This window comes from Reyranella sp. (assembly GCF_036558665.1).
GTDB lineage: Bacteria > Pseudomonadota > Alphaproteobacteria > Reyranellales > Reyranellaceae > Reyranella.
The window spans coordinates 63,944-76,541 of record NZ_DATBFE010000073.1 but is presented as its reverse complement, the minus strand read 5'-3'; the positions used below and the strand labels follow the sequence as shown (position 1 = coordinate 76,541).

Annotated in this window: 15 protein-coding genes; 12 read left to right on the top strand and 3 right to left on the bottom strand. The window is 65.1% G+C overall.

All coding sequences use genetic code 11. The annotated features are described in order from the left end of the window. Positions 1-4 precede the first annotated feature (4 nt). Together VH499_RS12110 and VH499_RS12105 are read left to right on the top strand one after the other, a co-directional pair. Complete coding sequence (locus VH499_RS12110; RefSeq protein WP_332052989.1) at positions 5-448, top strand: acyl-CoA thioesterase; 444 nt, start codon at positions 5-7, stop codon at positions 446-448. Then, positions 445-912: a PaaI family thioesterase gene (locus VH499_RS12105; RefSeq protein ID WP_332052988.1), complete on the top strand. Its 468-nt coding sequence runs from the start codon at positions 445-447 to the stop codon at positions 910-912. Before VH499_RS12110 ends, VH499_RS12105 begins: the two co-directional genes overlap by 4 nt. A gap of 7 nt (positions 913-919) precedes the next feature. Here the strand turns inward: VH499_RS12105 and VH499_RS12100 are convergent, their stop codons facing one another. After that, on the bottom strand, positions 920-2,497 hold the full coding sequence (locus VH499_RS12100; RefSeq protein ID WP_332052987.1) for a hypothetical protein: 1,578 nt from the start codon (positions 2,495-2,497) through the stop codon (positions 920-922). An 81-nt stretch (positions 2,498-2,578) separates the two neighbouring features. On the opposite strand from VH499_RS12100, the gene VH499_RS12095 reads away from it, so the two are divergent. The 7 genes from VH499_RS12095 (at position 2,579) to VH499_RS12065 (ending at position 8,292) form a co-directional block, all read left to right on the top strand. After that, complete coding sequence (locus VH499_RS12095) at positions 2,579-3,295, top strand: class I SAM-dependent methyltransferase (RefSeq protein WP_332052986.1); 717 nt, start codon at positions 2,579-2,581, stop codon at positions 3,293-3,295. Beyond that, positions 3,288-4,322: a glycosyltransferase family 2 protein gene (locus VH499_RS12090; protein WP_332052985.1), complete on the top strand. Its 1,035-nt coding sequence runs from the start codon at positions 3,288-3,290 to the stop codon at positions 4,320-4,322. Before VH499_RS12095 ends, VH499_RS12090 begins: the two co-directional genes overlap by 8 nt. Before the next feature lie 18 nt (positions 4,323-4,340). Further along, positions 4,341-4,658: a DMT family transporter gene (locus tag VH499_RS12085; protein WP_332052984.1), complete on the top strand. Its 318-nt coding sequence runs from the start codon at positions 4,341-4,343 to the stop codon at positions 4,656-4,658. Between the two features lie 10 nt (positions 4,659-4,668). Then, positions 4,669-5,532: a crotonase/enoyl-CoA hydratase family protein gene (locus VH499_RS12080; protein WP_332052983.1), complete on the top strand. Its 864-nt coding sequence runs from the start codon at positions 4,669-4,671 to the stop codon at positions 5,530-5,532. Between the two features lie 75 nt (positions 5,533-5,607). Beyond that, positions 5,608-6,660, top strand: coding sequence for an ABC transporter substrate-binding protein (locus VH499_RS12075; protein WP_332052982.1), 1,053 nt, complete (start codon positions 5,608-5,610; stop codon positions 6,658-6,660). A gap of 13 nt (positions 6,661-6,673) precedes the next feature. After that, on the top strand, positions 6,674-7,492 hold the full coding sequence (locus tag VH499_RS12070) for an ABC transporter ATP-binding protein (protein ID WP_332052981.1): 819 nt from the start codon (positions 6,674-6,676) through the stop codon (positions 7,490-7,492). 2 nt (positions 7,493-7,494) lie between these two features. Then, on the top strand, positions 7,495-8,292 hold the full coding sequence (locus tag VH499_RS12065) for an ABC transporter permease (protein WP_332052980.1): 798 nt from the start codon (positions 7,495-7,497) through the stop codon (positions 8,290-8,292). Between the two features lie 19 nt (positions 8,293-8,311). Here VH499_RS12065 and VH499_RS12060 read toward each other — a convergent pair whose 3' ends face one another. After that, a complete protein-coding gene (locus tag VH499_RS12060) occupies positions 8,312-9,139 on the bottom strand; it encodes an enoyl-CoA hydratase (RefSeq protein WP_332052979.1) in 828 nt (275 codons plus the stop codon). A 231-nt stretch (positions 9,140-9,370) separates the two neighbouring features. Here VH499_RS12060 and VH499_RS12055 point away from each other — a divergent pair, with 231 nt between their 5' ends. The 3 genes from VH499_RS12055 to VH499_RS12045 all read left to right on the top strand — a co-directional run bounded on the left by VH499_RS12055 (position 9,371) and on the right by VH499_RS12045 (position 11,575). Next, positions 9,371-9,838 (top strand): MaoC family dehydratase, encoded by a 468-nt coding sequence (locus VH499_RS12055; protein ID WP_332052978.1) that lies wholly within the window; start codon positions 9,371-9,373, stop codon positions 9,836-9,838. A 13-nt stretch (positions 9,839-9,851) separates the two neighbouring features. Further along, positions 9,852-10,565 carry a gamma-glutamylcyclotransferase gene (locus VH499_RS12050; RefSeq protein WP_332052977.1) on the top strand — a complete coding sequence of 238 codons (714 nt, stop codon included), beginning with the start codon at positions 9,852-9,854 and terminating at the stop codon, positions 10,563-10,565. Positions 10,566-10,633: 68 nt separating this feature from the next. Continuing rightward, positions 10,634-11,575 (top strand): DMT family transporter, encoded by a 942-nt coding sequence (locus VH499_RS12045; RefSeq protein ID WP_332052976.1) that lies wholly within the window; start codon positions 10,634-10,636, stop codon positions 11,573-11,575. Between the two features lie 6 nt (positions 11,576-11,581). Here VH499_RS12045 and moaA read toward each other — a convergent pair whose 3' ends face one another. Next, positions 11,582-12,574, bottom strand: a complete 993-nt coding sequence (gene moaA, locus VH499_RS12040) for a GTP 3',8-cyclase MoaA (protein ID WP_332052975.1) — start codon at positions 12,572-12,574, stop codon at positions 11,582-11,584. Positions 12,575-12,598: the final 24 nt, after the last annotated feature.

Here is a 12,598-nt window from a genome sequence, read left to right as displayed (position 1 = left end):
CCTCATGGTGTTCGATCTCGCCGATCGCGGCATCTATGGCTTCGCGACTTCCGAGCGTCTGCGCTTCGCCGACGTCGATGCCAACGGCCACATCAATAACGGCGCTTTCCTGCAGCTCCTGGAGAGTTCGCGGGTCTCCTACCTGCGGGCGATCGTGCGTGCCGGCTTGCCGCCCTTCCGTCTCGTCGTCGGCCGCCTGGAGATCGATTTCAGACGTCAGATGTTCTATCCCGGCACCGCCACCGCCTGCGCGCGGCTGATCGAGGCGCATGACCGCAAATGCCTCGTCGGCCATGCCCTGTTCGATGACGAAGAAAACTGCACCGCCGTGCTCAAGGCGGTCATGGTGTCGCTGAACGAGGAGACCGGTCGCAGCGTCCCGTTCGCTCCCGCCGTGCGCACCGCGCTCGATCGCCTGGCCGCTTCCCTGAACGGATTGCCGACATGACGCATACCCTCGTCCCCGAAGGTTTCCGCAAGCTCGCCGTCACCGACGACTTCATCGGGCTGATCGGCCCGCTCTGGTGCAAGGCCGAGGGCGAAGGGCTGAGGGTCGGCCTGCCGCTCGAGCCGCGCCATGGCAATCCCATGGGGTGGGCGCATGGCGGTCTGCTCGTCACGGTCGCCGACATGGTGATGGGCGCCGGATCGGGCCACGCTACCGGCATCCGCTGGCCGCATCCGACGGTATCGCTCAGCACCGAGTTCGTGCGCGGTGCGCGGCTGGGCCAATGGCTCGAGGGAACGGCGCGCATTGCCCGCCGCACGCTCAACTTCTGCTTCTGCAGTTGCGACCTAGTGTGCGGCAGCGAGGTCGTTCTCGTCGCTTCCGGCGTCTTCAAGGTACCGGAGATCGACAAGATCCCGGAAGCGGTGCGAGCGAAGGTGCTGGGCAAATGGGACGAACCCTGACAGCGCGTCAGCGCTTCCTGCGCCGGTAGATCCGATACCGGTCGAAGTCCATCAGGTGCTCGTAGTGCGCGAAGGCGTCCGCGAACGTGTTGTTCTGCCGGAAGTATTCGAGGTAGTCGAAGACCTTGCCCTGACAACGGGGCATGCCGGGAATGGTGTCGACGATCAGAAGATCGGGCTTGCCGGCGGCGAAATCCTGCGAGACGGCGTCGTATACGAACTTCTCCGAATCCGACATCGTATCGGGCGGATTGTAGAGCGCGGGGAAGTCTTCGCAGGTGGCGTAGACTCCCTGCAGCACCCACATCGTCAGGAAGCGCATGGTCATCCGGCCGTGGACGTAGTTGAGCATCGGCCAGAAGGGATAGATGCCGGGTGACAAGGTCAGGATCGTGCGGTGTGGCGCATTCTGCTCGACGATGTGGCGCAGGATTCCGCCGACCGAGTCCTCGTACTGGCGTTGCTTGAAGAAGGGCGGTGTGTAGAGCGCCGCCTGGAAGTAAAGCAGCACCATGAGGGTCGCAGAGATCACCGACACCGGCAATCGGTGGCCGCTGCGGCTGATCGGCAGATAGCGGTCGACCGTCTGCGAGATGGTGAGCGCCGCCAGCAGGATTGCCACCGACAGCGCCGGCAGCAGGTGATAGGGCCACCCCTTCGCCTGCGCGATGGCCGAGACGGCGGCACCGATGCCGAATGCGACCAGCGCACGCGCGGCGAGCGTGCGCGTGAGAAACACGGCGAAGGCGCCGAAGATCAGAAGCGCAATCAGCGTCGGCGCCATCACGTTGCCGGTCAGGATCTGCCACCACCCGGCATCGCCGATCGGTGAATAGGCCTCGACGGCAAGCGGCATCACGAAGCGGCCGTAAGCCGAGAACACCGTATACATCAGGACGAGGTGGATCACGGCGACCGCCAGAATCGACCAGGGTATCTCGTCACCGAGCGTCGCCCGCCAGCCGCGCCGGATCAGCAGGTAGAGTTCGACCGATGCCGGTATCGCGAGGAAATAAGGCTTGAGGGCGAAGGCCACGCCGGCCACGAGGCCGATCGCGATCGCCGTGCCTCGCGAACTCGACACACCCTCCGCGCGTGCCATCGAGGCGAAGAGATACGGCGCGCTTGCCACGAACATGATGTGCTCACGCTGCCCGAAATGCTCGTTGGGCAGCACGGTGAACAGGAACAGCAGCACCGGCGGCAACAAGCCTTCGGTCAGGGCGTGATCCGCCGACGGCACGAGGCGGACCAGGCGTCGGCAGGCGAAGAAGGACGCGAAGATGCCGGCCACCATCCAGGCCGTGAACCAGAACGGCACGTCGCCGGGGAGAACCTTGGCCGTCAGCACCGGCACGGCATGGACGATGAAGGTCAGCGGCAGGTTCTCGTCGATCACGTCGACGTAGAGCTTCTGCCCGTCGATCCAGCGGCCCGAGACGGCGAGGATGGCGCCGACATCGTGATTGATCGGAGGAAAGAAGTAGCCGGCCAGCCACAGGATCGGCAGTGCGAACAGCGGCACCATGAGGAGTCGCTCGATGCGCGGCGCGTGCAGAGGGGGCTTGGTCACAGCGGTTGGCAAGGCGCGGCGAAGATATCATAAGGAGAGGCCGGAGCGACAAGCGGGAGCGGGCGGCGCGTGGAGCAGGCAGAATACGAGCGAATGCATGCGGTGGAAGATCGCATGTGGTGGTATCGCGGCCTGCGTCTCCTCGTCGCCGATCTGCTTCGCCGGGCTCTCGAACGCTCCGAGGCTCGGGGATGCGTGTTGGACGCGGGATGCGGCACCGGAGGGATGCTCGCGCGGCTCGGGGCCAGCGTTGCCGGCCGCACCACGGTCGGCCTCGAATACGATCTCAACGCGGCCGCGCTTGCCATCGCCAAGACGCAACGGCCCATCGTCGCCGGGACAGTCAACGGGATGCCGCTGGGCGATGCTGTCATCGCCGCCTATCTCTCGCTCGACGTGCTTTGCCATGCCGGCGTGGAACCTGCGGCTGCAATCGACGAGGCCCATCGTTGCCTCGTGCCGCAGGGCGTCGCCGTCTTCAATTTGCCAGCCTACTCGTGGCTGTTGTCGGCGCACGACAAGCGCGTGCACAATGTCCGGCGCTTCACCAGTGGCGAGGCGCGTGCGATGGTCGCTCGCCATGGCTTTCGCATCCTGCTCTCGACCTACTGGAATACCCTGCTGTTTCCCCTGATGCTCTTGCACAGACTGATCGAAAGGAACGACGCCGAAAGCGACGTGCGCGATTTCCCACGCTGGCAGGACGCGCTGTTCTCCGCGGCACTGGCCGTCGAGCGCACCGCGATCCGATGCGGCGTGCGCCTTCCGTTCGGGGGCTCGCTGATTCTCGTGGCGGTCCGCGATGGCTGACGCGCCGGCGCTTTCGATCGTCGTGCCGGTCTACAACGGGGCGGCCACGGTCGGCGAGCTGGTGGGCGCGTTGCGCGCGCTCGACATTCCGGGCGGGCTCGAGATCGTGCTCGTGGTCGACGGCAGTCCGGACAACAGCCTCGATGTCTGCAAGCAGCTTGCCGCCGAACCCGGACCGCCGGTCATCGTGCTCAGTCTCAGCCGGAACTATGGCGAGCATAACGCCGTCATGGCCGGGCTCGCCCGCGCATGCGGCGATTTCACGATCACGATGGACGACGACCTGCAGAATCCGCCGGGCGAAGTGAAGCGGGTGTTCGAGTATGCGCGCGACGGCCGTTACGACGCCGTCTACACCTACTATGACGAGAAGAAGCATGCCGTCTGGCGCAACCTCGGCAGTCGCTTTACCAACTGGTGCGCCGACCGGTTGATCGACAAGCCGTCGGGCCTTTATCTGTCGAGCTTTCGTTGCCTGTCGGCCTTCGTCCGCGACCATATCGTGGCGAGCTACGAGGGCCCCTATCCGTACGTCGATGGCCTTGTTTTCCAGATCACCCAAAACGTCGGTCGCCTGCAGGTCGAGCATCTGGCACGCGTCGAGGGGCGCTCGAACTATACGTTGCCGCGGCTGTTCCGGCTGTGGCTCTCGATGTTCTCCAATTTCTCGGTGATCCCGCTCAGGTTCGCCACCCTGTTCGGCATTGCCTTCGGCACGCTGGGCGCACTCACCGCAGTCATCGTCTTCGCCGAGGCGATTTCCGACAGGAAGCCGCCGCAGGGCTGGGCCTCGCTGATGGTCGCCGTGCTCGTGCTTGCCGGTGTGCAGCTCGTGGTGGTGGGGCTGATCGGCGAATATCTCGGCCGCATGTTCCTCGCCGTGAACCGCAAGCCGCAATACCTCGTGCGCGAGGTCTTCCGGCGCAAGCCGGCCGAGGCGGGCGGCGGGCTCGAGGTCGAGCGTCCGCCGGTGGACACGAAGGCCGCCGGGCAGCCGCACCGCCAGGCTTCTCAATCGGAGTTGTAAACGATGTTGGTTTCCTACGTGGCGCTGGCCGTCGGCATCCTGGCCGGCATCGCCGGCCAGATTCTTTTGAAGCAGGGTGCCGACGCGCCGGACTTCTTCAGCCAGCTTCTGCGTCCGTCGACGCTCTGCGGCCTGGCTTTGTACGGATCGGCAGCCTTTCTCTACATCATCGCGCTGCGCAAGCTGCCGGTATCGGTGGCGTTTCCCAGCGTATCGCTGTCATACGCGATCGTCGCCGTGCTCGGACACTTGTTCTTCGGCGAACCCTTCGGCGTCAGGCAGATCGGCGGTATCGTCCTGATCATGGGCGGTGTGGTGCTCATCAACCAGGGATGAGGAGAGAGGCGTGACCTACGAGCAGATCAAGTATGGCGTCGAGGACGGCATTCTCACCGTCACGCTGAATCGCCCGGACAAGCTCAACGCCTTCACCGGCAAGATGCTTTCCGAGCTCCTCGATGCGATGGACCGGGCCGACCGCGACGACGACGTGCGCGCGATCGTTTTCACCGGCGCCGGGCGCGGCTTCTGCGCCGGCGCCGATCTCTCGGGCGGCGCCGGTACCTTCGATGCGCGAAATCGCGGGCCGGTCGATCCCGGCCTGGACGGCCATCGCGACGGCGGCGGCCTCTTCACGCTGCGGCTTTACGACTCGCTCAAGCCCACCATCGCGGCATGCAACGGGCCGGCGGTCGGGGTCGGCGTCACCATGCAGCTTGCGATGGATGTGCGGCTCGCCTCCGAAGCGGCGCGCTACGGTTTCGTCTTCACCCGCCGCGCGATCGTCATGGAGGCCTGTTCGAGCTGGTTTCTGCCCCGCCTCGTGGGCCCGCAGCAAGCGCTGGAATGGGTCATGACGGGTCGCGTCTTTCCCGCCGAGGAAGCGTTGCGCGGCCGCCTTGTGCGCTCCATTCACAGGCCGGGCGAGCTCTTGCCCGCGGCCTATGCGCTGGCGCGCGAGATCGCCGACAACACGGCGCCCGTGTCGGTCGCGCTCAATCGACAGATGATCTGGAAGATGCTGGGGGCGGACCACCCCATGGAGGCACACAAGGTCGATTCGAAGGGGATCTACGAACGCGGCAAGTCCGCCGACGTGAAGGAAGGCGTAACCGCCTTCCTCGAGAAGCGAACGGCGCGTTTCCCGATGAGGGTGACGACCGGCATGCCGTCCTATTTCCCATGGTGGAACGAACGACAGTTCAGCTGACGCGACGAAGGGTCGTGTTGCAGCGCCCTTGCGCTTGCGGCAATCTCCCGCCGATCCTTGATGGGAGGAAAGCGAATGACCAAGCTGGATATGCGGCGCCGCTCGGTGCTGGCCGCCGCGCCCGCGCTTCTTGTCGGCACTGTCGCCGCGCCCCATGTCGCGCGCGCCCAGGGCAAGCCCGAAAAATCGAAGGTGGTCCTGGCTGTCGGCGGCAAGTCGGCGCTGTACTATCTGTCGCTCACGATCGCGGAGAAGAAGGGCTTCTTCAAGGACGCCGGTCTCGATGTCGAGATCAACGACTTCCAGGGCGGTGCCAAGTCGCTCGAGGCCCTGATGGGCGGCAGCGCCGACGTCGTCGCCGGCGCCTACGAACATACGATCCGCATGCAGCAGCGTGGCCAGGCGATCAAGGGCTTCGCGCTGATCGGGCGCGGCATGCAGCTCGCCATCGGCATGCGAACCGACGTGGCCGACAAGGTGAAAGGTCCCGCCGACATCAAGGGCATGAAGTTCGGCGTCAGCGCGCCGGGATCGCAGACGCACATGCTGGTCGCGAACTGGGCGGCCAAGGGCGGACTCAAGGCCACGGATTTCTCGGTGATCGGCGTCGGCGCCGGCGCGTCGGTGGTCGCGGCGATCGAGAACAAGTCCGTCGACGGCATATCGCAGGCCGATCCCGCGCTCACCATCCTGCAGGAAAAGGGCGAAGTGAAGATCGTCGTCGATACCCGCACGATGAAGGGCAACAAGGAGCTGTTCGGCGGTGCCATGCCGGCAGCGTGCCTCTACTGTCAGCCCGGCTTTCTGACCAAGACGCCGAATACGGCGCAGGCGCTGGCGACGGCGATCGTTCGCGCCGACGAATGGTTGCAGACCGCCAAGCCGTCGGAAGTCGCTGACACGGTGCCGCCAGCCTATCTGCTGGGCGACAAGGCGATCTACGAGAAGGCATTTGCCAATGTGCGCGAGACGATCTCGCCCGATGGCATCATGCCGCCTGAAGGCCCGGCCAATTGCCTGAAGTTCCTGGCCGAAGGCGATCCCAAGATCGCTGCCGTCAAGGACAAGATCAAGCTCGAGGACACGTGGACCAACGAGTTCGCGCAGCGCGCCAAGAAGCACGCCTAGGCAAGCGGCATCGATGAGCGCGACGCCGGCGCTGGCGCTGGACGACATCACCTGCCGCTTTGCCGGCCGTGACGGCGGTGCGCCCTACACGGCGGTCGAGAACGCGACCTTGCGCGTGGGCGAGGGCGAGTTCGTGTCGGTCGTCGGGCCGACCGGCTGTGGCAAGTCGACCTTGCTCAACGTGGCGGCTGGCCTGCTGGCGCCGTCGGCCGGAGTGGTGAGCATATTCGGCGAACGGCTGCAGGCGGCGCAGGGCGTCAACCGGCGAGCCGGCTACATGTTCCAGGCCGATGCCCTGATGCCCTGGCGGACCGGGATCGAGAACGTCGTCGCCGGCCTCGACTTCCGCGGCGTGCCGCGGGCCGAGGCACGCCAGCAGGGCGATGCGTGGTTGCGCCGTGTCGGGCTGGCGGGCTTCGGCGATCGCTATCCGCACCAGATGTCGGGTGGCATGCGCAAGCGGCTCGCGCTCGCGCAGACGCTCATCATGCGGCCTGATATCCTGCTAATGGACGAGCCGTTCTCCGCCCTCGACGTTCAGACGCGCCAGCTGATGGAGAACGAGCTGCTGGCGCTGTGGGCGGACGACCGCAAGTCGGTATTGTTCATTACCCACGATCTCGAGGAGGCGATTGCGCTGTCGGACCGGGTGGTCGTCTTGTCGGCCGGCCCCGGCACACGCCCGATCGGTGACTTCAAGATCGATCTCCCGCGGCCGCGCGACGTGTCGGAGATCCGCATGACGCCGGCATTCCTGGCGCTGCACCGCGAGATCTGGGGGGCCATGAAGGACGAGGTATTGAAGGCCTACGAACGGCAGAAGGCCGCCTGATCATGCGATTGCGCGCCCTGCAGGTCCTGATTCTCGCGCTGCTGATCGCCGTCTGGTACCTCCTTACCAAGCCGGGGTTGGTGCCGAACTTCTATTTCGAGCAGGACAACCGCGCCGCCTTTTTCTTCGGCGAGCCGCAGAAGGTGTTCCAGGTGATCGTCGAATGGTTCAGTTCGGGCGAAATCTTCGCTCATCTCTGGATCACGCTCCTGGAGACGGCGCTGGGCTTCGTCATCGGTTCCGTATTCGGCCTTGCCATCGGGCTCTGGCTGGCCCTCTCGCGCACCGCGTCGGCCGTAATGGATCCCTACATCAAGGGCTTCAACTCGATGCCCCGCGTGGTGCTGGCGCCCATCTTCGCGGTGTGGTTCGGGCTCGGCATCTGGTCGAAGGTGGCGCTGGGCGTCACGCTGGTGTTCTTCGTCGTCTTCTTCAACGTCTATCAAGGCGTGCGCGAAGTGAGTCCAACGCTGATCGCCAATGCCCGGATGCTGGGTGCCTCGCCGCGCCAGCTCCTACGGTCGATCTACCTGCCGTCGGCCATGAGCTGGGTGTTTGCGAGCCTGCACAACGCCGTGGGGCTGGCCTTTGTGGGTGCCGTGGTCGGCGAATATCTGGGGTCCGCGCGAGGCGTCGGCTACCTGATCCTGCAGGCCGAGGGAACCTTCGACGTCAATACTGTTTTTGCCGGCATTCTCGTCCTGACCGTCTTTGCTCTGGTGCTCGATGCCGCCGTCGGCATGATCGAAGCCCGTCTCATGACCTGGCAGCCGCGGGCCAGCGAAACCGAGAAGGTGTAGCCGACCGTGACGGTGGCCGTCAGCTTCCGGTAAATCGCGCCGCGCGCTTCTCGAGAAAATGGGTGACGCCTTCCTTGAAGTCAGCGGTCCGGAACGAGAGCTCCATCTCATGGTTGGCCTGCACGGTGGCCTCAGCGAGGCTCTGGAACTGAGCCTCCCAGAGCTGCCGTTTCATTACGGCAACCGACCGCGGCGAGACGGTATCCGCCATCAATCGGGCATAGGCGCGCGTCTCCTCGATCAGCTTGTCGTCGGGGATGACGCGGCTCACCAGCCCCAGGGAGAGAGCCTCCGCGGCGCGGAATTTGCGAGCGGAGCAGAGAAGATCGAGCGCCGCCGGCAGGCCGACGAGCCGTGGCAGCAGCCAGCTCACCCCGTGCTCGGCAATCAGGCCGCGCTGGGCGAAGGCGGTCGTGAACACCGCCGATTCGGCCGCGAAGCGCAGGTCGGCATAGAGCGGGATCACGAAACCCAGGCCTGCCGCCGGGCCGTTGATGGCAGCGACGATGAACTTGGGAATCGCCGGAAAGTACGAATAGGTCATGCGGAAATCGGCAAGCTCGCTGGCACCGGGGAGGGCGTGGCTGACGCTGGATGTGCGATCAGGGCCGGCCGCGGCACCCGCTCCGATGGCCTGCAGGCCGCCCATGTCGGCGCCGGCGCAGAAGCCGCGGCCCGCGCCGGTCAGGATGATGACGCGCACATCCCGATCTGCCCCCGCGGTTTGCATGGCTTCCTTGAGGTCGAGATGCATCTGGCGCGTCCAGGCGTTGAGCTTGTCGGGACGGTTGAGTGTTACGGTGCAGATGCGATCCCGGACTTCGTAGAGGATCGTTTCGTACGCCATCAGCGCACCTCCTTCTGGCATTCTTGCGGCTCGCAGAATGCGGGCAAGCGGACGACGATACAAATGGGACCTCGGCGCTACAATTGGCACCCGATAGGCCGATCTCCGGGCTAGGGTTCGGCCGAGAATTGTCGTACCAGAGGCCGCCCTTCGAGCTGGAATTTGGCCCAAGCCAGCTATCCTGTGGTATGTTGCACGCCCAAGGAATGAAGAGTGCCGAGGTAGGAGAAGATGGCAAAGCGGGAATTCGCCCACCCCAACGACATGCACAAGTATGTGGGCCAGGAGATCGGGGTCAGCGACTGGGTTGAGATAACGCAGGACCGGATCAACCGCTTCGCCGATGCGACCGGCGACCATCAATGGATCCATGTGGACGTGGAGCGCGCCAGGAAGGACATGCCGGGCGGCAAGACGATCGCCCACGGCTTTCTGACACTGTCGCTCATTCCCATGCTCAACCACCAGATCTCGCACATCAACAACGTGCGCAACGGCATCAACTACGGCTGCAACAAGGTGCGTTTCACGAGCCCTGTCCCGGCTGGCTCGCGCGTGCGCGCCCGAGCCAAACTCCTCGCCGCGGATGCAGTGGCCGGTGGCGGCGTGCGGCTCACCAACCAGATGACGATCGAGATCGAGGGACAGGAGCGGCCCGCCTGCGTCGCCGAGACCATGTCCATCGTCTACGGCATCTGAACGGAGGCCGGCGTTGCTCAAGCGTGAGGAACTCAGCCACGAGCGGATCGAGCAGATCGTCCGGGACGCCCACCAGGCCGGATACGATTTCTTTCTGACCGCCGAGCAACGCGAGGCCAGCCTGACGGAGGCGCTTGGCCGCTATGCTCCGGGAGAAGATGCCTGGGTGTTCGCCTACGGCTCGCTGATGTGGAATCCGGTGATCGAGTATGCCGAATCGTCGCCCTGCCTCGTGGAAGGTCTGCGTCGGTCCTTCTGCTTCTGGACGCCGATGGGTCGCGGCACGCCGGAATTGCCGGGTCTCATGCTGGCACTGGAGCAGGGCGGAAGCTGCGAGGGCATCGCTTATCGGCTCGCGCCGCACCAGGTGCGCAGCGAGCTCGCCATCGTGTGGAATCGCGAGATGCTGTCGGGCGTTTACAAGCCACGCTGGATAGCGGCCAGGCTGCGCGACGGCCGCACGGTGACGGTCGTGACGTTCGAGGTCGATACGAGCCACTGCCAGTATTGCGGCGACCTGTCGATGGAGCGGACCGCGCATCACATCGCCTTCGCCGAAGGCCGCCGTGGCGCCTGCCGCGATTATCTCGCGAACACGGCCGAGCATGCGCGAGCGCTCGGCATCCACGATGCTTATCTCGAGGAACTGATGGAGCGGGTCGCCCAACTGCGCGAGGAGGCCGCGGGTCGGTCCGTTCCGCCCGCCACCGCGACCGCGGCCGATTAAGCTCGCGCTTCGAAATCCATCGTCCGCCGCATCGTGTGCCGTTGCAGCCGCTATGACATAGTCGGCGCGTGGCTTCATCCTTGATGTCTTCGGTCGCACTGCGCTGGAACGCGCTTTCGCCCAACCTTCGCGGCATTCTCTGGGTCGGGCTGTCGGGCGTCCTGTTCGCGCTCCTGAACGTGTTCACGTTGATCCCGGCGCAACATCTCAATCCTTATGTGATGTCGTTCCTTCGCTACTTCTTCGGCTCGATGTTTCTGCTGCCGATCGTCCTGCGGCGCGGCTTGTACGCCTCGATGTACACACGACGCACGGGCCTGCATGTCTTTCGGGGCGCGCTCCATACCGGGGGCATGTTCCTGTGGTTCGTCGGGCTGCCGCTCACCACACTCGCCAGCGTCACGGCATTGGGTTTCACCGGCCCGATCTTCATCACCATCGGCGCCGCGCTGTTCCTCGGCGAGGATGTCCGGCTGCGGCGCTGGATTGCAGTGCTGGTGGGCTTCGCCGGGGCCATGATCATCATCCGGCCGGGGTTCGGCGACATCGGCATCGGTGCTCTTTGCATCCTGGCCAGCACGCCGATTTTCTCGGCTTCGAACCTGATCTCGAAGGGGTTGGCGCGCACCGATTCGGCCAACACGATCGTGATCTGGCAGAACCTCACGATCGTATTGTTCGCTGCTCCCGTCGCCCTATGGTTCTGGCAAACGCCCGCCTGGACCGACATCCTGTGGTTCGTGGCCGCGGGCCTGTGCGGAACGCTGGGCCATCTCAGCCAGCAGAACGGCTACCAACTCGCCGACATCACGCTCCTTCAGCCGATCGGCTTCCTGTCGCTTCTCTGGAATGCCCTGCTGGGCTTCCTGTTGTTCAGCCAGCATCCCGATGTCTGGACCTTTGTCGGTGCTGCGGTGATCTTCGGCAGCGCCATGTACATCTCGCACCGCGAGGCGGTGCGGCGAGCACAGATCAAGACAGGAGATACGCGGTCCGGGCAGGCCGCGTGAGCGGCGTCAGCCCCCGGTGACGCTCATATGGCGCCGCACGGCGGGAGCGGTGTGGCGGCGGTCGATCATGAAATCGTGGCCCTTGGGCTTGCGTGCGATCGCCTCGTCGATGGCCCGGTCGAGCAACTCATCGCTTTCGGACGCGCGCAGCGGCGCGCGCAGGTCGGCGGCGTCCTCCTGACCGAGGCACATGTAAAGAGTCCCGGTGCAGGTGAGCCGCACTCGGTTGCAGCTTTCGCAGAAATTGTGGGTGAGAGGCGTGATGAAGCCGAGCCGACCGCCCGTTTCCGCGACGGTGAAGTAGCGCGCCGGCCCGCCTGTGCGATAGTCGGTCTCGGTCAGGGTGAAGTGCCGGGCGATCTCGGTACGCACCAGCGACAGCGGCAGATACTGGTCCAACCGGTTCTCACCGCCGATCTCGCCCATCGGCATGACCTCGATCAGCACCAGATCCATGCCGCGGCCATGGCTGAAGCGGATCAGGTCCTCGAACTCGCCGTCGTTGACGCCCCGTAGCGCGACCGCGTTGATCTTGACACGGAGTCCGGCCTGCTGGGCGGCGTCGAGGCCGTGCATCACCTGATCGAGGTCGCCCCAGCGCGTAATCTCGCGAAACTTCTTCTTGTCGAGAGTATCGAGCGAGACGTTCACGCGGCGCACGCCGATATCGGCCAGCTCCGGCGCATATTTGGCCAGCTGACTGCCGTTGGTGGTCAGCGTCAGCTCGTCGAGCGCGCCGCTGTCGAGATGGCGGCCGAGGCCGCGAAACAGCGACATCACATTCTTGCGCACCAGCGGCTCGCCGCCGGTCATGCGCAGCTTCCTGACGCCACGCCGCACGAACGCCGTGCACAGACGCTCCAGCTCCTCCAGCGACAGTACGTCGGCCTTGGGGAGGAAGGTCATATCCTCGGCCATGCAGTAGACGCAGCGGAAGTCGCAGCGGTCGGTCACCGAGACGCGCAAATAGGTGATATGCCGGCCAAACGGATCGATCATGACGTCCGGATAATGGGGACGGGT

Excerpts from the sequence above, each read along its gene's own strand:
- VH499_RS12090 (WP_332052985.1), top strand. The coding sequence starts at position 3,288 with ATGGCTGACGCGCCGGCGCTTTCGATCGTCGTGCCGGTCTACAACGGG.
- VH499_RS12060 (WP_332052979.1), bottom strand. The coding sequence starts at position 9,139 with ATGGCGTACGAAACGATCCTCTACGAAGTCCGGGATCGCATCTGCACC.
- VH499_RS12110 (WP_332052989.1), top strand. The coding sequence starts at position 5 with ATGGTGTTCGATCTCGCCGATCGCGGCATCTATGGCTTCGCGACTTCC.
- VH499_RS12095 (WP_332052986.1), top strand. The coding sequence starts at position 2,579 with ATGCATGCGGTGGAAGATCGCATGTGGTGGTATCGCGGCCTGCGTCTC.
- VH499_RS12070 (WP_332052981.1), top strand. The coding sequence starts at position 6,674 with ATGAGCGCGACGCCGGCGCTGGCGCTGGACGACATCACCTGCCGCTTT.
- VH499_RS12055 (WP_332052978.1), top strand. The coding sequence starts at position 9,371 with ATGGCAAAGCGGGAATTCGCCCACCCCAACGACATGCACAAGTATGTG.
- VH499_RS12075 (WP_332052982.1), top strand. The coding sequence starts at position 5,608 with ATGACCAAGCTGGATATGCGGCGCCGCTCGGTGCTGGCCGCCGCGCCC.
- VH499_RS12065 (WP_332052980.1), top strand. The coding sequence starts at position 7,495 with ATGCGATTGCGCGCCCTGCAGGTCCTGATTCTCGCGCTGCTGATCGCC.
- moaA (WP_332052975.1), bottom strand. The coding sequence starts at position 12,574 with ATGATCGATCCGTTTGGCCGGCATATCACCTATTTGCGCGTCTCGGTG.
- VH499_RS12105 (WP_332052988.1), top strand. The coding sequence starts at position 445 with ATGACGCATACCCTCGTCCCCGAAGGTTTCCGCAAGCTCGCCGTCACC.